This window comes from Allobaculum sp. JKK-2023, from assembly GCF_034745455.1.
Classification (GTDB): Bacteria; Bacillota_I; Bacilli_A; order Erysipelotrichales; family Erysipelotrichaceae; genus Allobaculum.
On record NZ_JAYERV010000003.1, the window covers coordinates 1,317,199 to 1,338,210 of the forward strand.

A 21,012-nucleotide genomic window follows, 5' to 3' on the forward strand; every position below is an offset into this window, starting at 1 on the left:
GTTTAGAATTACTTTCTTTGACTGTTTTGTCTCGTTCAGGCGCCAACTTCCACCTGCTTTTGTACAGCTCAGTATAATAAGGCTGGACAAACTTTGTCTGAACGTTTCAGACAATCCAGAATTTTTGTAGAAAGCAGATTATTTTATGAAAACACTCAATACGGTTGAGATCGGGCAGACAGTAGAAGTCACCCGTTTTGATCTCGATGAGGCAACCGCCCTGCGGCTGCAGTCATTGGGGATGATTATCGGGACCCGGATTACAGTTCTGGCCCGCAAAGGAAAAGGAACGATGATCATTGATCTGCGCAAAACCCGTTTTGCGCTGGGTCCTTCGATCACAGATCACATTGAGGTGAAATATGTCTGAGATCACTCTTGGGTTTATCGGGAACCCGAACTGCGGAAAAACAACTTTATTTAACGCATATACAGGGGCTAATTTAAAAGTGGCCAACTGGCCTGGCGTTACGGTGGAGAGAATGGAAGGGGCCATTTCCTCCCATGGCCAGAAAATCCGCCTTGTTGATTTACCAGGCACCTATTCCCTGAACTCCTTTACGATGGAAGAACAGGTTTCCCGTCAGTTCATCATTTCGGATGAAGTCAGTGTCATTGTCGATGTGGCCGATGCCAGCGCTCTGGAACGCTCTTTGTTTCTGACCTTGCAGCTGAGCGAAATGGAAAAGCCCATGGTCATGGCCTTAAATATGATGGATATTGTAGCCAAGCGCGGCATCGATCTGGACTTGCACCGGCTGCAGGAAATTCTTGGGATCCCCGTTATTCCAGTCATTGCCCGTAAAAAACGAGGACTGAAAACTTTATTGCATGCAGCTTTGCATCAAGCTGAAGATGCCAAGGCCTCCAACCACCAGCCGCGCATGATCCATTCCGAAGAAATCAAGCCCCATGTCATGGTCTATTCCGATGACATCGAACAGAAAATTAAGGCGGTTGAAGATCTGCTGCCCGCAGATACCCCGCGCAAACGGTGGGTTGCCATTTCGATGCTGACCGCCGATCCGGAAATGAAACAGCGCTACCCGATGGATCTGTCCGAAATTGTGGATGGCCAGGAAGCCAACCAGATCGTCAACCAGCGCTACGACCTGATTCAGGACATCATGGAAGAAGTCATGCTGGGCAAAGAGCAGTCTGATACCCTGACCGAACGAATCGATGATGTGGTGACCAGACCGTTCTGGGGTGTCGTTATCTTCCTTTGCATGATGGCGCTTGTCTTTGCGCTGACTTTTACAGTCGGCGACTGGCTGTCCGGATATCTCGAAATCGGCATTGACTGGTTTACCCAGCTTGTCGGGTCGCTGCTGACAAACCTGCACGCTTCTGACTGGCTGATCAATCTGATCTGTGATGGGATCATCTCGGGTGTCGGGGGCATCCTGACTTTCTTACCAAATATCACCATCCTCTTTCTGGCCATGGCCTTTTTGGAAGACTCGGGATATATGGCCCGTGTGGCCTATGTCATGAATGAAATCATGGAAAAGATCGGGCTTTCCGGCCGCGCTTTTATTCCCATGGTTCTTGGGTTTGGCTGTACGGTGCCGGCCATTATGGCAAGCCGTGCTCTTGAATCGCCAAAAGATCGCAAGCGGGTTATGCTGCTGACTCCTTTTATGAGCTGTTCGGCAAAACTTCCGGTTTACATTCTGTTTTCCGGCATGTTCTTTGCCCACAATGCCATGTGGGCTGCCTATTCCATGTATCTGATCGGCATTGCGATGGCTTTGCTTCTGGCATGGATTTTGCATTGGATGGATGGCGAAAAAGGCGCGATTCCGCTTCTGATTGAACTGCCCGCCTATAAAACACCAAGCGCACACTCTGTTGCGGTCTATGTCTGGGAAAAAGTCAAAGACTTTCTGACAAAGGCGGGCACCACAATTTTTGCCGCATCAATTCTGTTATGGATCTGCATGCATTTTGGTCCATCTGGCTATACATCGGATATCGCTATCTCCCTTGCCGCTTATCTTGGCAAAGGTCTTGCCGTCATCCTGATTCCATGCGGCCTTGGATTCTGGCAAATCGCAGTGGCGCTGATCGCGGGGATATCCGCCAAAGAAGTGGTTGTCAGCTCCATTGCGGTTCTCTACGGGATTGCCAACGTTAACAGTTTTGGAGGAATGCAGCTTCTGCACGCCGAACTGCTCGCTTCCGGTTTTGGCCCGCTCAATGCCTATTGCATGATGCTCTTTACCTTGTTCTATATTCCTTGTGTTGCCGCTTTGTCGACAATTCGCAAGGAGTCGCACTCCACTGCCTACATGTTCAAGGTTGCTGCCTTCCAGTTTGGGATTGCCTGGGTTGTAACCACAATTGTCTATCAGGTCGGCTCCCTGTTTCTTGGCATCTAGATCGCTTTGAAGTCAAGAAAGGATTCAGTCTTTCAGGTCTCAGGCCTATCTTTTAACATTCGTTTTATTTCCATAATCGATTATGATTTGGATCCAGACCGGCGCAGGCCGGTCTGTTTTCTGTTCATCGCATCGATCAGTTTGATCCTTCTCGATTAAGATGGAGACAGAAACATCAAGAAAGCAATGAGGTAAAACAATGTATCCTTTTGGTTATGGCTACGGTTATGGTGGATATGGCTTTCGAATGGATGCCGGCTATATCTGGGTATTGATCGCAATGGCGCTGTCACTGGCCGCTTCTGCCTGGGTCAATGCAACCTTCCGTAAATATTCTCAAGTTCCATCCACAATGAGCGGTTATGAAGCCGCCCGCTATGTTCTCAATCATGCCGGGCTGCAGAATGTCCGGATTCAGGAAATCCGGGGCAATCTGACCGACAACTATAACCCGACAACGAAAGTTCTTTCACTTTCCCAGTCAACCTACAATTCCTACTCAGCCGCTGCTGTTGGGGTGGCTTGTCATGAGTGTGGGCATGCTATTCAGGATGCCCGACACTACCTGCCTAACCGCATCCGGGCGGCTTTAGTTCCCGTTGTCAACATTGGTTCAAATGCTGCAATTCCTTTATTTTTACTGGGGCTGCTTTTGAATCTTTCGGGTCTGACCTGGGCAGGAATCATTCTGTTCTCACTGACGCTGGTATTTGGTCTGGTGACTCTGCCCGTTGAATTCAACGCAAGTTCTAGAGCTTTGAAAATTCTCAAAACTGACCCGCATTTTACTCAGACTGATTACAATGGCGCCCGCAAAGTCCTGATTGCGGCTGCCAGCACCTATCTGGCTTCGGTTTTCATGTCCCTGACCCAGCTGCTTCGGTATATCGGCATCGCCAACCGCAATAACGATCGCCGCCGGTAAGTCGTTTTCTGAATTCCCATTCATTTCATGTTTTCAACCAGGTGCCCTGATCTTCGGATCGGGCTTTTTCTTTTTGACTGCTGAAGATGAAACGCCAAAATGAAACACCAAGAAAAAAGATCTCTTGTGAAACGCCAAGAAAAAAGATCTCCTGAAGGAAAGCATCAGAAGATCAAGAGATTGGTAAGTTTATAAGATTGTTTGTTTTACTTTTTGCCGCGCAGGAAAGCGGGAAGCTTCTTTCCTGTTTTAAGCCAGGAATAGTATTCAGCCACGGCGGTAAATTCCACATCCCCAGCAGAGTTGAGGGCTGTTTCAACCGAATCCTGAACCACACCGATGATAAAGCCAACACCAACAACCTGCATGGCAATTTCCTGGGGAATGCCAAATAATGAGCAGGCCATCGGAATCAAAAGCAAAGAGCCGCCGGCAACCCCAGAAGCACCGCAGGCCCCTAAAGCCGACATAACAGATAACAGAATGGCCGCTGGAATCGAAACATGAATGCCCATCGTATTGCAGGCGGCTAAAGTCATAATCGTGATCGTAATCGCTGCGCCATCCATATTGATTGTCGAGCCTAGTGGAATGGAGACAGAATAGAAGTCTTCATCCAGCCCCAGGGACTTACAGAGTTCCATATTGACTGGAATATTGGCTGCGGAACTGCGGGTAAAGAAGGCGGGAATACCGGATTCTTTCAGGCAGCGGAAAATCAACGGATACGGGTTGACATGCAGATAGGCAAAAATCACGATTGGATTGATGACAAAGGCCATGACAAGCATCGTACCCACCAGCAGTAAAAGCAGTTTTCCATAGTCGGTAAAAATCGCCAGACCACTGGTTGAAACCGTGGTGTAGATCAGCCCCATGACACCAAAAGGAGCCAGGTTGATGATCCAGCGGACAATCTTGCTGACACCATCCGCTGTATCCTGCATAAATTCCTTCGCTGATGGATGAGCGATGGTTTTCATGGCCAGGCCAAAAAGAACCGCATAGAACAGAATCCCAATATAGTTGCCATCTGCTACAGACTGCACTGGGTTCGTGACAATGTTATTGAGCAGGGTATGGAAGACTTCCTGCAATCCCTGGGGAGCAGCGGCATCGGTTACAGCCTCAGGCAGAGCAATCGTCTGGGGGAAAAAGTTACTGGTAAAGACAGCAAGAACCGCTGCCAGAAAAGTCGTTAACATATATAACCAGATGACAGTTCCAAATCGTTTGTCCAGCTTGGACGAGTTTTTAGCCAGCGAACTGGAAACCAGAACAAAAACCAGAACTGGTGCTGTCCCTTTCAGGGCGCCGACAAATAAGTTTCCAAACTCACCAATCCAGCTCCATTTCGGGACAATCAAAGCCAGCAGAACACCAACAATCAGACCAATCAGAATCCTGAGAATCAGACTCGTTTTATTGTAGGTGCGGGCGGCTTTCTTCAGCCATAAACCAACATTTTTCATAAAACTTCTCCTTTTGTATTTCCATGTTGAAATATAGACATGAAGATCCCATAAAGAAAAAGAAACGCCCATGTTTCTGAAAGCGTCTCTTTCATCCCCTGTTTTCTTTTCTGATTTGGCCTCCACTTCTGACACCGCTCAACCATCCTGGTTTTATGCTTTATCTTTCGACGATTTAAGGCTTTCTCTTCTGACTTTTCTGCCTTAAGATTTCACTTTTGTCCCCTTTGTTTTCCCTTTGTTTTCCCTTTCCGCTCGCTTAAAACTGTCGTGTGTTTCATGATTTTACAAGTGTCTTCGTATGGACGACGAATTCCAATCGCCAAAATTCACTGCTTAACACAATTCTGAATTTTATGTGATCAACAGCCAAAAACCTGTAACGAAAGGCCAAAAAGAGAAACAGGTCCTGTCGGCCAAAAGAAAAGAGCCAGCCTTCACGAAAGAAAGCTGGTTCTTCTTGAAATCTTGTCCATCCAGTTACTTGTATTTGTAATACTTCAGGTTGCTCTGGAGTTCTTCCAGGCTCTCGGTCAGATCATCCACATCATCTTCTACGGCACTTTGCTGGTGAGTGACTAGAGCATCGAGCAGTTCACCCGTTTTCTGGTTAATCATATTCGAACGATCCAGAAATTTCTGAAGCACTTCAGGATTATGACCAACCTGCACATATTCTTTGGCCGCCTGTAAAGTCTTGCCTGAGAGTTCAACAGCTTCTTCAATGCTGGCCTGATACTTATCCTTGGTCAGCTTGCTTCCGCCAAACATGACATCCAAAGCATGAACAGAAACCTTGGAAATATCCCGCAGTTCCTGATCATTTCTGGCAATCTGTTCGATGACTTTCGCTTCTACCTGAGCACGAACCAGATCTGGGTCCGGTTTGGTTTGCTTCTCTTTCCATGCCCCTTCTTTGGGCTGGGATGTTGAAGCCGCATTTGAAGAAGCAAATGGCGGTTTAGGCATTTTAAATTTGCCATTCGTTTTTTGCGTCCTGGTTTCGGTCTGACCATTCTGCGAAGCCATGAATTCTTTAAACAGTTCGCTGACATTCTTTGTAGAATCCTGAACAAAGCTGGCAACAGCTTTGGCCAGTTCTGCAATCTGTTCTTCATCTATAGACGGACCATCGGGCTGACGTTTTTTATTTTTCTTCGCCTTGCTTGCGGCGTATTCACCCGTTTCATTATCGAAACGAATCTCGTTCTCCTCAAAAGGCTGGTCATTGAAATCCTTCTTTCCAGGCAGATCCGGAATTGGAATCAGTTTCTTTGAGCACATTCCCGAATAAATATCACCCCAGTTCAGAAAGTACTTGGATACCGGCGGAATGAAAAAGAAAACCATACCTGTAAGCGAAAGAAAAAGGCTGACAATTCCATACAGCCAGCGCGGCATGAGAATGGGATGAGGATATTCACGCATCGCTTCATAAAAAGGAATATCTTTATAGCGGGATTTGTACTTCCGCTTCTTTTTCGAAACATACGCATTTCGAGGTTTGATGACTTTTAACAGATAGAGTCCATAAAAAATCAATGGGAGCAGGGATACAATGTTCACCAGGGCAAACAGCCCAGAACCTCCAAATAAAACACTGAGTAAAAACAACATCAAGGCGGGCACAAGATCCCGTCTGGCATCTTCATTCATCGCAATGTCCTCCTTGCTCGTACCATTTTAGACTACACAAGAGGCAAATGGGCCAGTTTGTAAAAATTTAGTTTTCTTTTTCGGCGTTCTTCCTGATCCTTTCACAATTGTTCGAAAAAAAGGCAAGTTCTACGCGAGCCGGGATTCAATGATCCCGAATTCGACAAAACTTACCTTTTTGTTTTTCTTGTAATTCTGATGATTCTGATAATCCTGTTAAACTCTCCCGATCAGGACTGTTTTAGCTTTCCTGAAAGGAGGGACCTTTTTTGAAACGGCCAAAAAATTCGTTCAGCTTTTTTTCAATTGGAGCCATCTTTTTTGCCAGGGCCGGATCCTCTTGTGAGCGATCCAGCAGCATTTTCCACAGGCTATACAATCCAGTCATCAGCCAGGCCATCGTTTCGATCACAAAGCCAAAAATCTGGAGACCGGTTTTCTGGTAATAGAGCTTTACATGACCAGAGCCCTGAACATCCAGGCTGATCTTGCCATCATAAAGCACTTCTTCATCGACATCTGGCATTCGGTCTTTCTTGTATCGGGCTTTCTGTTCATCCGTTAAAGGGCGGGTTTGAAGAGCCGGTTCGCTGCCGGAAGCCCTATTGGAGTATTCCACCTGATAGCCTTTGTACCAGACTCTTGGAACAATCATCGAGGCGGGTTGGCTTTCGTCGATCACCTGATAGTCAAATTCCAGATTGTTATAGCCTTTTTGGATATTGGTTACTTCCACATTGTCTAACGCCATGAACGTTCCAAAATCATCTGCCTCAACATTGGCCGGATTGATATTGAGCGTAAAATATTCATCCCCGCTCGCCCCAAAACTTGAAACCTCTGGATCGATTCGCGACTGGTCAAACACTTCCTGATGAATTCCCATCTGCTCCAGATTTGCAGCGGTCGGCAAATTGACCATCAGGCAGCCAATTCCATAGACTACCGCCTGCACCAGAAGCACCAGTCGGTTCATAGCCAGTGAGAGGGATAAAGCCAGGGCCATAACCACCAGCAAGGGAACAAAAAAGGAGATTCTCCTTAAATCCTGTAAAACCAGTACGGGGGTCTGCTTGAGCAGGCTGATTCCGGGAACCAGATGCGTCTGCAAAAGAAATGTAATCACACAGACAATGACCAGCTGCCGGCAAAACGGCTTCAGTCTTTTGATGACCACAAGCAAAACAATCAATACAACGAGCATCGGAATGTAAGCCGAGCGAAAAATGGACTCCCATAACCAGAACGTCTTCAAAAGCATGTCATAGCTGAATGGATAATCGCGGGCCGCCCAATGGAAAAAGAACATCTGGGAGTTGGCCTGTTCAACATATTGAATCAGAAAGCCGCTGGCCAGAACCAGGCCAATCAATGCCGACTGGACAAAAGAAACAATTCGGGGCATTGTCCAGCGTCTGACATTCAACAAGACAAAGATCAGACTGGAAAAAGCCAGAACCGCTGTGGAAAGCAGATGGGTCTGAATGAGCAGGCCAATAATCACGCCCAGCAGCACCGGATTGTTCTGGTCTTGATACAGCACTTTATACATCGCATAAAACAAGATCGGCACAAAGGCCGCAACCATCGTCATGCCATATCCAAACCAGGTCAGAACCAGCGTGGAGAGCAGGGCCGCACACATCGCCCTTTTTCTTCGCTGCCCGATTTTGAACACGCTGTAATACATGGAACAGGCTAAGGCAAAAGTCAGTAAAAACACAAAAAAGCTGTAGACAATTGCCACATTCCTGATCAGCAGATACAACAAAGCCGGCAGATAAAACTGCCAGTTGCCATAAAACATGGGGGCAGCATACCCGACCCCCTTGGTAAACGCAAAGTTCAGACTGGGCAGAAAATCACCATGTTCAAAAGACTGAACCAGTCCGGCCAGACGTCCTAAATGAAAGGTATAATCATGCCGGACATCACCGAGATTGATATAGACAATGCTGACCAGGGCAAACAAAGCACTGTACACCAGTAAAAAGAGATAAGGATGATTCTTGATAAATTTTTTCATATACTCTTTCTATATATACTTCTATAACTCTATATACTCTGGATTCTTCTGAAAACCAGAATCGGCCCTTCTGAATCTTGAGTGTCCAGGACTATTGTTGATGGCGGCGATGGATGGCTGCCATCTGGCTCTTTCCTTCTTTCCTTTTTCTTCTTTCCTCTTTTGAAAGATAAATCTTCAGATTTCCAGGCTTTATTTTTCAAGCCTGATTTGTCGATCAGGCTTTTCTTCCAGTTTTCCCCCTGAATCACCAGTCCATCTCGATTCAAATCGGGTCCCGGCAAATTCAGACTTTTTTACCATACCATATCCTGTCCTGAAGTAAACCACTGCCCGAAATCGTTGATTTCTCTTCAAGTTCACGCTCAAATCTGTTCAAACTTGCTATTGTGTTCGTTAACTCTAAGTAAGAAGAATTGCTATTTTTGCCTTTCTTCTGTCATTATAAAGGCGATTGTTTTGGAGGCCGCTGTTTTTTGGGACAGTGGTCAAAAACTTAGAATGGAATACTTTCTCTATGATTTACTGGCTTTTATATCTTTTCTGCGGCCTGATTATCGCTGGCTGCATGATTGTCTTTGGACGCAATCTCACTCAAAATCCTGACAGCGGTTTTTCCGCTTCTATCGCTTATAAAAACAAACTGCTCACTGCCCATCCCGAACTGAATGCGCGGGTGCAGAAACAATACGGGAACTACCTGAATAAGGGCGGCTTTGGACTGGCCGTGATTGTCATCGTTGGATTGCTTTGCGTGGTCAGCCAGTCCCAGGATGCCATCATGATTGGCGGCAACATTGTTCTGGTCATTGAACTGCTCTATGCCTTAGGCCTTCAGATCTGGATGAACCAATCTGTTCAGAAACTGACAGGAACCCAGCCTGCTTCTTCCAAAAGGAAAAAAGCCGCAAGGCCTTCTCACTCCAAAGCACCTGCTCAAAGCAACCAGGATCAGGCGGGTGTGCATTCTGCCTTGCACCAGGCAACTCCAGCAAATGAGCCTGCTCCAGAAATGGTCTCTGAAAAGACTCCAGCGCCAATACAGGCGTCTGCTGCTGATCCAACGCAGGTCGAAGAAGTTTTGGTTCAAAAAGAAAATGAACCGACAACAGAAGCGGAATGGACTGAGAAATCCGAATCCGCTGAAACGGAACAGGCTGGGGCTGTCCAAGAAAACGAAACGAGCATTGATTCAACGATTGTTGAATCCTCTGAATCCCCAGTTTTTGAAGCGGAAACAGCAACTGAGTGGGCTGGAGAAGAAAATGAAGACGATGATCCCATCGATCCTTCCATGCAGGCTCTGATTCAGGCCGATATCCAGACTTCTGTTCCTGAAGAAGACGCTCCAGCTGAAGCTGAACTGGATGAACAGGCCCGTGATGAGCAGATTGCGCAAGCGCTCCGGATTGCCAATCGCACGCTCGCTGCTTCGATGATTCAAAACGCATCTGAACAGTCCGCCACAATTGCCAAACGAGCAGCCATAGAAGAAAAAGAAGAAGTATCTGTTGAAAAAGACGCGCCTGCTGAAGAAGAGGTGCGCGAAGAAATTCATACCCCGGGGGTAAAACTGGTCGCCACCAAGACTTCTCCTTTGTCCAGCGCACCCGATCCGCAAAGAAAATAGACTTCTGGTACGGACATCGCAAAAACAAAGATCTCTTTTGATTCCCTATCCGCCCATTCAAGGCTTTGGCTTTGGATGGGTTTTATTCTGGTCAAAAAAAAGAATCACTGGCTTTTCACCAATGATTCCTTGATCAATTTCTTCCGAATTTGATTGAGTGTACGGTTAATTTACGCGTTCCATATAGGTCATTTCGGAATCATTCAGGCACACCCAGTGCGATGTTCCAGAAATCCGACCCCATGTTGAGCCATCGTTTTGCTTGCTGACTTCATCAATCTTGACTTCTTCATTTTCCGCTAACCGGCCAACCTGATCAGCATCCATTGAAGGTTTGCTGCGAACTTTCATGACATATTGAGCCCGATACGTCTGGGATTCTTCCAGATCACTGGAGTCAAATTCCTGGGAAGCAGAATTCTCCTGGCTGACCGGGTTTGTTTCCTGCTGGGAGGACGGACTGCTGAGATCTTCAAATTCCTGCTCCCCTTCATCGGATGGCCGACTGTTTTTCCAGTCATCGTTGTAAGAAGAATCAAAATAAGTGACCTTGGATTCTTCCAGGGTATCAATTTTTGGCGGATTGAATGTTGGTTCTTTGGATCCGCTCTGGTTGATCATCTGTAAGACCACAATCGTTCCCAGAAGCAACACCAGAGCACTTAAAATCAGGACAACCGCAATGACGGCCGGTTTTGGACTGTTGTCATCGGAATCTGAGTCTTCTTCGCCCTCTTTTTTCTTTTGATCCGATTCAGGCTCATCATCCGGCTCATACTCGATCTTCAGGCCGCCGGACTGCTGGAGTTCTTCAAGCTGTTTTTCATCCGCCGTCTTGGGTGCTTTCTCTTCCGGTGCGGAAACAATATCCGGTTTCAGGCCGGAAAAACCGCCAGGTAACGAAGACGCCGGTGCTTTTTCTTCTTCGCTGGGGACATCACTTAAAGGCATGCCGCAGGAAGAACAGAAATTCGCCTGGTCTGGATTTGGTTGTTTACAATTTGGACAAATTTTCATGCTTCCTCCTCTGGCCGGCACTCCAATCCCCCAGCCTTTTTCTCGTCAATAAATCTTTGAATACTATAGCAGTTCTTCTTGGGCCAGACTATTGTCTGCTTACGAATTTCAAAATTTCCAACCCTTTCAAAAAAGCGGCATAAGTTTTTCTGTTTTCATGGCGAGAGAATTCATCCTGCCAGCATCTGTCCTCTGTACTTCTATACCGGCCAGCATGGGTCTGTTTCTATAAATAGAAGACGCGGTCCGGTTTGCGGGCAGGAGCTGAAGCTGCCTGATCTGCCGGATAGCCAAGCGCAAGGAAACCAATGCCTTCTACCGGGGCTGTAATTCCAGCTTTTTTGAGGACTTCTTTTCCCAGATCTGTTTCAAATTCTTCCTTTGCCCGGTGGATCCAGCAGGAACCCAGCCCAAGGGCATGGGCAGCATTCTGCATGTTGCCGCTGGCCAGAGCGCCATCATAGACATGGGTCGGTATCTCTTTGTCAGCTACAATGGCCATAATAACAGGCGCTCCATAAAAAGGATTCATGCCTTCTGGCCAGCCGCCAATTCGCCGATTGCCTTCAGCCAATTCATGAATCAGCTCTGGATCGGTAACGACGATAAACCGTGGAGACTGCAGCCCACGGCCAGTTGGTGCATACAGGCCGGCTTCAATAATTTCGTTGAGTTCTTCTTTAGTGGGAAGATCTGGTTTAAACTTCCGGACTGAGCGGCGTTCCATCATGTTTTCAATTACTGGATTCATACGTTTTTCCTCTTTTCATTTCTGGACAATGCACATTCAGAATCTTTCCTTATATCAATATCAGATACCAGACCGAGAGAGGGCGGATATAAGACAAAGATAAGACAGGTCCTTAGATATCCATCAGATCTGTGTTCCTGGCCATTCAAATTCTGTATTGCATTGCTCTCTGTTCTGTGTCTGTCTCCATTCTACTCGCAAAGAAAAATACCGGAAATGATCTTCTTTTGATCATTCCGGTAGGAATATGCTCAACGCAGGTTGTTAGCCTTCATATATGAGCTGTCAAAATTTTTCATTGCTTCCGTCAGTTTTGAAAGATCTGTCGTTTCCTTCTGATCACTGCCGGTGATCTGTTTGTAGATCTCTTTGGTCTGGTCTTTGAGAGCCTCCAGTGACTTGCGAAGTTCAGGATCCGATTTGAGCGCTTCATAGGTCTGCTCATAGGCAGGCGATACCCCTTCATAAAGCTGTGTAAACTGATCGGTCAGTTTCTTTTTGGTCTCGGTATAGGCTTCGCTGGACATTTCTTTTTCATTGAGATCCCGCAGTTCATCGTAAAGATCCTGCGACTGATCTCGGAAGGTATCGAGTAGTTTACGCGTGGTCTCGTCCAGGCTGGACACCGCACTTTCACTGATCGATTCCGCTGCTTTTTGTTCGGACTGGGTCTGTGTCATACAACCTCCACTGATCAAAGCTGCCAGGGCACAAAGAAGAACAGATGATTTTTTCATATTAACAATCCCCCTGAACTCAGTATAGGGAATTAAAAAATCATCTGAACATAGTTAGACCAGAATCTTTTCCATGCCGATTTTCTGGGGTTTGAGATCCAAAGACTCATAAAATTTCAAAGCACTGGTATTACCTGCCCAGACATTCAGTGTAACATTATAGCAGCCGATTTCTTTGGCATACTCGCAGACATAGGCATACAGCTGATGGCCGATCTTCTGGTGTCTGGCATTCTGGTCCACGCATAAATCATCAATATACAAAGTTTTTATATCAGTCAGAATGTTATTGTTGAGATGCTGCTGGAGAACGCAAAACGCATACCCAAGAATCTCGCCCTTCTCATTTTCATAGACAAAGATCGGTCGTTTGGGGTCCTCGAGAATTTCAGTCAGTTCTTCATCCGTGTATTTGCACGCGCCGCTTTTAAACAAATCCGGACGGGCAGCATGATGAACGTTGAGAACCTGGCTGAGCAGGTCATGAATCTTTTCAATATCTTTTGGGGCAGCCTCGGCTTGACGAATCATAAATTTTTCCTCCAATTTTCTCTTCCAAGTCTTTCTTCAAATCTTTTTTGACATTCACTTTTCGGGTAAATTTCTGCTCTTACTCTATACCTCAAAAAGGCCATGGCTGATTTTCTGAGAAAGCAGAAAGCCGCCATGGCCCGGATTAAATTCAAATTGTCAGGTTTTGCCCTGTTTTAATGAAACTCATTTCTGTAACCCAATGAAACAAGGAGCCAAGAGATCCATAAGCAGAACAGTTCCTGCTCTGGAATTGTTCTTGCTTTGCGCCTATTGCAAAGTTCCTTCCGACCGCCAGCCTGCTGCCTGCAAAGCAGAAGCTTCACTGGCATTTCGGGTAAAGTGGTGAGTTCCCGTACGGGCATTCGGGTTATAAAGCCGATACACCGTTCGATCATTCGCACCCAGTTTCCAGCAGGCACCTTCCCCTTTCCAGCCCAGACTTTCCAGATGAGCCACTTCAGTCTTGCTGGTGGTGTAGTGGTGATCGCCCGCATTCGGATTATAAACGCGATAGACTGGTTTGCCTTCGTCTTGCGCACTGTACCAGGCCAGACCTTCGTCCCGCCAGCCTGCCTGAACCAGGATAACCAGCTCCCTGAAACTCATCGTATACACATGTTCACCCGAGTTGGGATTGTATGCGCGATAGACCGGAGAGCCGATATCCCCATTGGTGCTCATCCATTCAATCCATTGTGAATTGAAGCAGGGCCCCATACTGGCCCGCTGTCTGGAATCACCAGATAAAAAGGCACCATAACTAAGCACACCAACCGCCTGACCTTCCAGATTGACAAAGGGGGATCCACTGGAACCGCCGCTCGAATAGATTCCGGCCGCAATTTCACCCTGGGAAATGTCAAGTACCGGACCCGAAGCCGCATATAAAGGTCGTTGAGTCGGGGTGGCAAGATCGCCCGGATAGCCGGCATTCAAAAGCGTATCCCCTTGATGAACATCCGTTGAGGCTTCTAATCGACCATGCCAGTTGCCAACCGGACTGCTCAGGCAGATCATTCCCATATCCAAAGCTGAATCGGCACTCAGTCCATACCCTTCAGGAATCACTGCGTTCACGTCTTCTTTCTGGCTGTCATAGGCGGTGTATGTTCCATCCAGATTGGGCACTTCAACGACAATCCGCTCAACCCAGCCTAAACGATCTTCATGATCGTACAGACAATGCGCACTTGTGATCACACTGGTCTGTCCCACGATAAATCCACTGCCCGCAAACCGGCGTAATTCACTGGTATAGGGATCCTTAAAATATAAGGAAAGGCGACAGAGCGCACGATTGCCGGCCAGAGTAAAATCAGTCACCTTCTGCCGTAAGTCCATCAGCACTGGCCAGTGGCGAATTGAGCTTTCTGTCTGGAAAGAGAAATCTTCTTGGAGCATGCCGCTCTCCGAAACAATGCCGTCCACTTCTTTGGGCAAAGAATAAATCCAGGCATCCTTTGTGATTTCCGTTGCCTGACCTTTCTGGACGGTAGAAACGACAGAATTTACAGACTGATCTTCCATGGCCTGCAATGAAAGTGGGCAGACAGCACCAAGGCTGAGTCCTCCTGCCAAGACCACCGCCATCACCCTGGCAGTCAAAGATCTTCTTTGTCCATTCCATCCAGGCAAATCAGTAAAATGCGAAAACTTCGTCATAACAATTTCCTTTCTTTCGTCACCAAATTCAAAAACACAACGAAAATCGACGCTTCCGGTTCATTTTCGTTCGAATTTCGGTAATTTCATTGTAAAAGCCAGACTGTAACCTGTCGATAGCCTCTGATTTCTTTCCCCTTTTCCAAACACGACGTCACCACTAACGATCTTGTTTCAAAGCGATTAGACTTCTATCCGCCTATCAAGCAGAAAAAATCCGAAGACATCCTTTTAATCAAGAGAATCTGGAAATATAAATTTGTAAGTGGATGAGACCTACCTATAAATTCATTTGTGGTTGAAAAAACGCGAGTTAAAGACGGGCTATAAAATGAATCTGTGGTAACCCATTCGGATTGGACGGAGCTTCAACAGACTTGGAGAACAAGAAGCCCCGATCATGAAACCGATGAGACAGCCACGCTCGCAGTGACGAAAAAATTTCTGGAGCGGCCCTTTACAGTGGGCTGCCCCCTGAGAGACTACCCGCGTCCCCTGTCGGGAGACATTTTTTCAACGACTGGGACGCTTTTCGGGGGTCAGGGGGCAGGGGTCCCACTGTCAAGGGTTTAAGCGGAGGAAAATTTTTCGGAACGGCTGCGTCACGATTCTCCAGATTCCCGCTTCCTTTGCGCGGCCATAAGCCACATCGGTTTTATGATCGGAATGTTTTTGAAATATGAGTATCCAACCTGAACAATTCATCAAAACCGACAAATGGCCGGAAACACCTTTAAAGAACGTGTTTCCGGCCATTTTGCTTTTCACCAATCAGGTGAGTGTAAATCGTTCATCATTCCTGTACAATGTTATTCGCACAAACAACCAAGAAAGGATTTTGAACAATGACACACACCCTGAACAACAGTATGGCCGGTTTTATTCCTGAATGCAACATTTCATTTAATGGAGGGGATCTTTCTTCCGACACCGGTGCAATTCTCCCTCTCGATTTCATCAATTCTAATTCACTTCTTCAGCCTTATGCAGACCTTCCTTTTTCGGACGAAAGGCAATCCTGCCATCAGAAAAATTCCAACTTCTCTTTGATGAGCCAGCAGGTTTTCAAGTATCTCCTTGGTTATTCATCTCAGGCTGATCAGGAGGTTCTTGCCAAAGATCCAATTCTTTGTCAGTACTTTCAGGGGATTTCTTCCCAAAGCTCTGTCAGCCGTTTTTTCAGCCGTGTCTGTGAAGATACGAATAATGCTTTCTGGCCGATTTTTATGGATCAGGCCTGTCAGTTTATCAGTTCTAACCAGGACGATATTCTTCTCGATGCCGATTCGACAAAAACCGATACCTATGGAAAGCAGGAAGGGGCTGCATGGATCCATCACTATAGTCAGACTGGATATCATCCATTTGTCATTAACGAATACAACTCGAAAACCCTTGTTGGGGCATGGCTGCGTCCTGGATCCACTTATTCTGCCGACGAAGCTGAATCGATCATGGCCGAAGTCCTCAAACGACTGCCTGACTGTACTGGAGCTGGCAAAATACGGATTATCATGTTCCGTGGAGACGCTGCTTTTTACTCGGGCAGCCTGATGGATCTGTTTGAAGGCCGTTTCAATCCAGTTCGTTATGCCATCAGAGCCAAAGGAACAGACAGACTTGAAAGCTTATGTCAGGATGCCTACTACGACAGTTCCGATCACGAAGAAGACAGCACTTATACTTCAGCTAAGCCTTTTTATGGAGAAATCCGCTATCAGATGTCCAACTCTTCAAAAAGCAGAAGGGTCTGTTTTAAGCTCTATTTCACCGAAGAAGAGGATGAGAAAGGGCAGGCTCAGCTTCTGCTGGTCCCTCATGTTTTTGCGGTAATCACCAATATCGAAGACATGACCGTAAAACAGGTCATCGACTTCTATTGTCAGAGAGGCAACAGTGAAAACTACACCAAGGAGTTGAAAAGTGACTTCATGGCAAATACGCTTTCGCATCGCTCATTTGAAGCCAATGCCTTTGAATTTCTTCTGAAATGCCTTGCCTATAACCTTTTTCACTTTTTCCAGTTCCGGGTGATGGAAGGTGCTGATCAGAATATGACATGTGGCTCATTCCGGAAAAAGTATCAGAAAGTTGCTTCAAGGCTGAGCTTTCATGCGCGAAGTTTTCACTTGAAGATTGCCAGTTCATTTCGTCATGCCGACAGATTCACCCGATATCTGCAAAAGTCCAGGACAATCGGATGGATAGCCGCTCATTTGTGTTGAATATATTTTAAATAAAGTAAAATTTTATATTCGGCAGTCTTCGGACTGTCTTTTTGTCGTGGACAAAAGGTTGTTATATGCGATTTCGACCAGTTTTTGCCCGTCATTTTTGAAAAAATCAAGTACCCCCCTCCACCGGAAACAATGTGGATAACCGAATCGAGAAAGATTTGTTTGCGTTTTGAAGACAAAACACGAAAAATGGTTTTGTGAAAAAAGCCATGAATTATTTGGGTCCAAAGTGATTTTTTTGTGGTCAAATAGATTTAGAAGGAGCCTTGCTCATAGAAAAAAGGATCCGCGTCATAGAGTTGCACCTCTGACGGATCCTTTCCCATACGCAAGTCTATGACTTACTTACTCATATGATACTTCAACTGCAGTTTGATGAAAACCGCTTTAGGGACAGTATCATGGATCTGATGCTTATTATCTGCTTAAACATCAGTCAAGATTACTTAACATCCGTCCGGATGCAAAGGTTAAGGGCTCGAAAGAGTTGGTCCTTGATCCTGCAGCCCCACGGGTATACAACAAACATTTCAGAACTTACCTGAACCAATACGAACTTCTCCAGAAACTGCTGGCCGTTAGCCCGGATATCAAAGAAATCTATGTTCTGAAGAATCGTCTTGGCTCATTTTTCCGCGACAACGAGGGAGATAAGATCAGTCCGCAGGAGAGACTGAATAACTTCTATCTTCTTGTTCAACATTTTGCCGAGTCGAGTGCAGAAGAGATGACTGGCTTCGCCATCCTTCTTGAAAAGTGGCAGAAGGAGATTCTCAACTCGTTCGTAGTCTACAAAGTAGAATACGAGATCAATAAGAAAAATGGACATGTTCGCCGGCGGAAAAGACACCTCAATTCCAGTCTGATCGAAAACAAGAACAGAGTCATCCAGACACTGATCAAGTAACCTGGCTACTCCCAAGAGAGTTGGAGAGCCTAAGAAAATCACATACAAAAAAGCTCTAAACCAATTTGTGAATCGAAAATCCACACAATGGTTTAGAGCCGGTGATTTAAAAACCACTTACAAATTTAGAATGCCGAGAATCTTCGGATTCAGATAAACGAATAAATGAATGAGTACACTTCATGCCAAACTCATCTGTATCAGGAACTAAATATCCACTGACCATGTCAGGGGAAGTCTGCTCTAAAAAGGGCAATCCATTCAGATCATTGAGGGATTTCTATAGTCTTGCGACTGAAATTGCCATGGCCGTCCCACGCGAGGACTTCAATTGTTGAATCTCGACCTGACAGTTCGCTGAAGGGAAAAATAACTTGGTTATGGTTGATCGTCGTATAGGCGTACCAGCCAGGCTGGTCGTAATTCACTGTGCTGGGGTTAAATTGAGTAATAAATGGAATTTCATATACCGCGCCAGTCCAGTCGACTTGATCCTGAACCTTGATAATATCCGTGATCTGGTCATCCTTATCCGGCTTTTCAGGCAGGTTGACAGTGATTTCAGGTGGATACTGATCCAGAATAATCAGCTTGATTGTCCGGGCAATCGAATCAGATCCACTGGTCACGCTGACTGGAACGGTTTGAGTGTGATTATACAAGTTTTCATCCAATTCAATTTCGACCACCGGCATCGGGCCATCAAAATCGTCTGCCACACTGTACAGAAAACCGGCATCGTCGCCTGTAAACAGGCCATTGAGATTCTGGCCATAGTAGTAAGTATAAAGATCATTGCTGGCAGACGTAAAAGAAAGCTTGCTTTCAGAAGAATTGCATCCAGCCATAGCAAAGCCACTACACATGGCCATAGACAAAGCGATTGTTCGTTTCTTTAACTTTTTCATTTACATTCTCCTCCCTTCGTTAAATGAGGTTGTTTTGTCCCTGATAGGATAAAACGGTTACATCCCTGTCTGCGAACAGTGTTCGGCATTAGCCGGCGGGAGAAGGGTTAAGATACAAGATCCTTATCTAAGCCCCGCTTTGAGGACCAAAATTCCCCGAAGGGAATCCAAATCCAAATTTTATGGGATACAGCCCAGTATCGCAGTACTGGCATCCCGCATCCCCCTTACCGACGCAGGAGCAGCCTTGAGACTTTGGCCCAATCCGAAGGTCGTTCCGCCGCCAGCTTCGGCAGGGGGAGTAAACAAATATGAGTTCAAAACTCATATGGGGATTTTCTATATGTTCGTGCCTGGTGTTCGCACTTGTTTTTGGTTTGTATTTTTTTTGTGCGGAAAAACTAATTACGCAGGGTTAGGCAGATTTTGCACTGCTTAACCCTTTTAATGATGCAATAAGGCTGCACACGGTCTGGTTATAACATTCAGATCTTTTTTCATAAAACTGCTGGACCGTTTTTCTTGGGGTCCATTTGGTGACTTCAGGATGATTTTCATACATCCAGACGAGGTTATGGGCGGCGTTGATATCTGCATTGAACTGTCCATGCAGCTTACAACGCGCATTTTCATAATGAGATTTGTCTCTTTGGATTTTGCTTCCACAGATATGGCAGTATTGGGAACTGTAAGCCTGGTTGACATACGAAGTTTTAATTGACTTCAATCCAGCTTTGTATTCCACTCTTTCCTGCAAGAGGCCATAAATCCAGCCTGACAGCCTGCGGTTTAGTTTTGACCAGGTGCTTGCCTGTCCCCGGATGTCCAGGTTTTCCATGATGATGTGCCCAATATCCGAGTCCGCTTTGAGAACTAAGGCAATCTCTTCATTTGTGATTGTCTTTAAATGATCCTGGATTCTCTGGGACTGCCTGCGAAAGTGTTTGTTTCCTCTTCGGTTGTTTTCCTCAATCCGCTTAGCTTTGCGTCTAAGGGCATAGATCTGGTCTTCCAGTTTCTTTTTCTCGTCTTCTGCGTGTTTTGATTGTGGATCGTTAAGCAAAAACTGGATCTGGTCTGCTTCTTTTAAGGCATTTTTCCCGCGGTCTCGAATCCGGTTGCGCTGGATTCCCCGCTGGCTGAGAAAATCAGAAGCAGAATAGCTGAACTGCTTGAAGGTTGTATGGTCAAGAGTTTGAGCCGCTTTGCTCTTTTTCTCTTTCAGTTCTTTTTCCTTCTTGGCAAGCTTTTCTTCTTTTAAAGAAGCAGAAGACATATCATGGGAAGTGCTGAGCAGTGACGTGATTCCCGCATCCATCCCAACCTTTGTCTCTGACTGGTTCGGGCGGTTTCTGACTTCAACCATTCTCTGGAAAACTAAGCATTTCCTGTCCCGGTCATAGACAACAGTAAGATTGCTCCTCGTCTTGCCTGTTTTGGCTGTATAAAAGATTCCTTTCAGTTCAACCTTGAATTCTTTCTGGCTGCCTAAGCTGTGCATAGAAATAAAAGTCGTTCCATTTTTATGCTGGATGCCATACCCATTCTTATCGATCTTCATCCATGTATTTTTATTCGTATGAACTGGCCGAAGGTATTGCCTGTATCTTCTTGCTGCATGAGCAATGAGTTTGTGGAGCCGCTTAGGATCGCATTGCCGCAGATGGCCATTGACCTCTTTGTTTGAAAATTTTTTGGGCACTTCAAACATTCTTTTTTGAAGGATCTTCTTGAAGACTTTGGGAGATTTAGCCACGTACATGACAACTGCTGCTTCATGGGCCGTCATCTTGTAATCTGCATACAGCTCTTCCTGAATCCGCCTGAAGATTTCTTCATCCATAGACTTGCGGTTTGCTACTGCAGAATGCAAAGCCATTGTCCATAGCCAGGATGGAAGCATTCCATCAGGAAAAGCGACTCCGGTTACTTTTGCAACATGAGTCGTGATGTCTTTTAACACCTGCTTTTGCTTGCGCAGATCGTCCCGGATCTTTTCTGCACTTCGTCCATAAGAATTGATGGAACAGGCAATAGGAGAGAGCAGGTTATAGGTTTCCATATAAGCAGTAAACAAATTCTCGGCGAACATCTGCTGGTCATCATTCAATTTGATTGAAACCATCTGAATCGTTTTCTTCGATTTGCTCATCTGCTTCATCACCT

The 21,012-nt window shown here is 46.0% G+C and carries 16 protein-coding genes; 6 read left to right on the top strand and 10 right to left on the bottom strand.

Annotated features, from left to right (window positions below):
* Positions 1-145 precede the first annotated feature (145 nt).
* From U4956_RS05380 to U4956_RS05390, 3 genes are all read left to right on the top strand, one after another.
* The gene (locus U4956_RS05380; RefSeq protein ID WP_323089529.1) at positions 146-370 is read left to right on the top strand and encodes a FeoA family protein; all 225 of its coding nucleotides are present in this window, start codon (positions 146-148) and stop codon (positions 368-370) included.
* A complete protein-coding gene (gene feoB / locus U4956_RS05385; protein ID WP_323089530.1) occupies positions 363-2,384 on the top strand; it encodes a ferrous iron transport protein B in 2,022 nt (673 codons plus the stop codon). The genes U4956_RS05380 and feoB overlap by 8 nt, the downstream gene beginning before the upstream one ends.
* A gap of 199 nt (positions 2,385-2,583) precedes the next feature.
* Positions 2,584-3,309: a zinc metallopeptidase gene (locus U4956_RS05390; RefSeq protein WP_323089531.1), complete on the top strand. Its 726-nt coding sequence runs from the start codon at positions 2,584-2,586 to the stop codon at positions 3,307-3,309.
* A 206-nt stretch (positions 3,310-3,515) separates the two neighbouring features.
* Here U4956_RS05390 and sstT read toward each other — a convergent pair whose 3' ends face one another.
* From sstT to U4956_RS05405, 3 genes are all read right to left on the bottom strand, one after another.
* Positions 3,516-4,781 carry a serine/threonine transporter SstT gene (gene sstT, locus U4956_RS05395; protein ID WP_323089533.1) on the bottom strand — a complete coding sequence of 422 codons (1,266 nt, stop codon included), beginning with the start codon at positions 4,779-4,781 and terminating at the stop codon, positions 3,516-3,518.
* A 480-nt stretch (positions 4,782-5,261) separates the two neighbouring features.
* Complete coding sequence (locus U4956_RS05400; protein ID WP_323089535.1) at positions 5,262-6,437, bottom strand: hypothetical protein; 1,176 nt, start codon at positions 6,435-6,437, stop codon at positions 5,262-5,264.
* Between the two features lie 241 nt (positions 6,438-6,678).
* Positions 6,679-8,463 carry a hypothetical protein gene (locus tag U4956_RS05405; RefSeq protein WP_323089536.1) on the bottom strand — a complete coding sequence of 595 codons (1,785 nt, stop codon included), beginning with the start codon at positions 8,461-8,463 and terminating at the stop codon, positions 6,679-6,681.
* 517 nt (positions 8,464-8,980) lie between these two features.
* Between U4956_RS05405 and U4956_RS05410 the strand changes: the two genes are divergently transcribed.
* Positions 8,981-10,093 carry a hypothetical protein gene (locus U4956_RS05410; RefSeq protein WP_323089538.1) on the top strand — a complete coding sequence of 371 codons (1,113 nt, stop codon included), beginning with the start codon at positions 8,981-8,983 and terminating at the stop codon, positions 10,091-10,093.
* Positions 10,094-10,258: 165 nt separating this feature from the next.
* Here the strand turns inward: U4956_RS05410 and U4956_RS05415 are convergent, their stop codons facing one another.
* From U4956_RS05415 to U4956_RS05435, 5 genes are all read right to left on the bottom strand, one after another.
* Positions 10,259-11,110: a 4-Cys prefix domain-containing protein gene (locus tag U4956_RS05415; protein WP_323089539.1), complete on the bottom strand. Its 852-nt coding sequence runs from the start codon at positions 11,108-11,110 to the stop codon at positions 10,259-10,261.
* A 226-nt stretch (positions 11,111-11,336) separates the two neighbouring features.
* Positions 11,337-11,861: a nitroreductase gene (locus U4956_RS05420; RefSeq protein ID WP_323089540.1), complete on the bottom strand. Its 525-nt coding sequence runs from the start codon at positions 11,859-11,861 to the stop codon at positions 11,337-11,339.
* 251 nt (positions 11,862-12,112) lie between these two features.
* Positions 12,113-12,598 carry a hypothetical protein gene (locus tag U4956_RS05425; RefSeq protein WP_323089541.1) on the bottom strand — a complete coding sequence of 162 codons (486 nt, stop codon included), beginning with the start codon at positions 12,596-12,598 and terminating at the stop codon, positions 12,113-12,115.
* Positions 12,599-12,652: 54 nt separating this feature from the next.
* Entirely contained in the window at positions 12,653-13,129 is a 477-nt protein-coding gene (locus tag U4956_RS05430; RefSeq protein ID WP_323089542.1) for a GNAT family N-acetyltransferase, read from the bottom strand.
* A gap of 270 nt (positions 13,130-13,399) precedes the next feature.
* A complete protein-coding gene (locus U4956_RS05435; RefSeq protein ID WP_323089544.1) occupies positions 13,400-14,794 on the bottom strand; it encodes a trypsin-like peptidase domain-containing protein in 1,395 nt (464 codons plus the stop codon).
* 845 nt (positions 14,795-15,639) lie between these two features.
* Here U4956_RS05435 and U4956_RS05440 point away from each other — a divergent pair.
* Positions 15,640-17,019, top strand: a complete 1,380-nt coding sequence (locus U4956_RS05440) for an IS1380 family transposase (RefSeq protein WP_323088959.1) — start codon at positions 15,640-15,642, stop codon at positions 17,017-17,019.
* A gap of 499 nt (positions 17,020-17,518) precedes the next feature.
* A complete protein-coding gene (locus U4956_RS05445) occupies positions 17,519-17,938 on the top strand; it encodes a transposase (RefSeq protein ID WP_323089545.1) in 420 nt (139 codons plus the stop codon).
* Positions 17,939-18,204: 266 nt separating this feature from the next.
* Here the strand turns inward: U4956_RS05445 and U4956_RS05450 are convergent, their stop codons facing one another.
* Entirely contained in the window at positions 18,205-18,846 is a 642-nt protein-coding gene (locus U4956_RS05450) for a hypothetical protein (RefSeq protein WP_323089546.1), read from the bottom strand.
* A gap of 415 nt (positions 18,847-19,261) precedes the next feature.
* The gene (locus tag U4956_RS05455; RefSeq protein ID WP_323089547.1) at positions 19,262-20,998 is read right to left on the bottom strand and encodes a zinc ribbon domain-containing protein; all 1,737 of its coding nucleotides are present in this window, start codon (positions 20,996-20,998) and stop codon (positions 19,262-19,264) included.
* Positions 20,999-21,012: the final 14 nt, after the last annotated feature.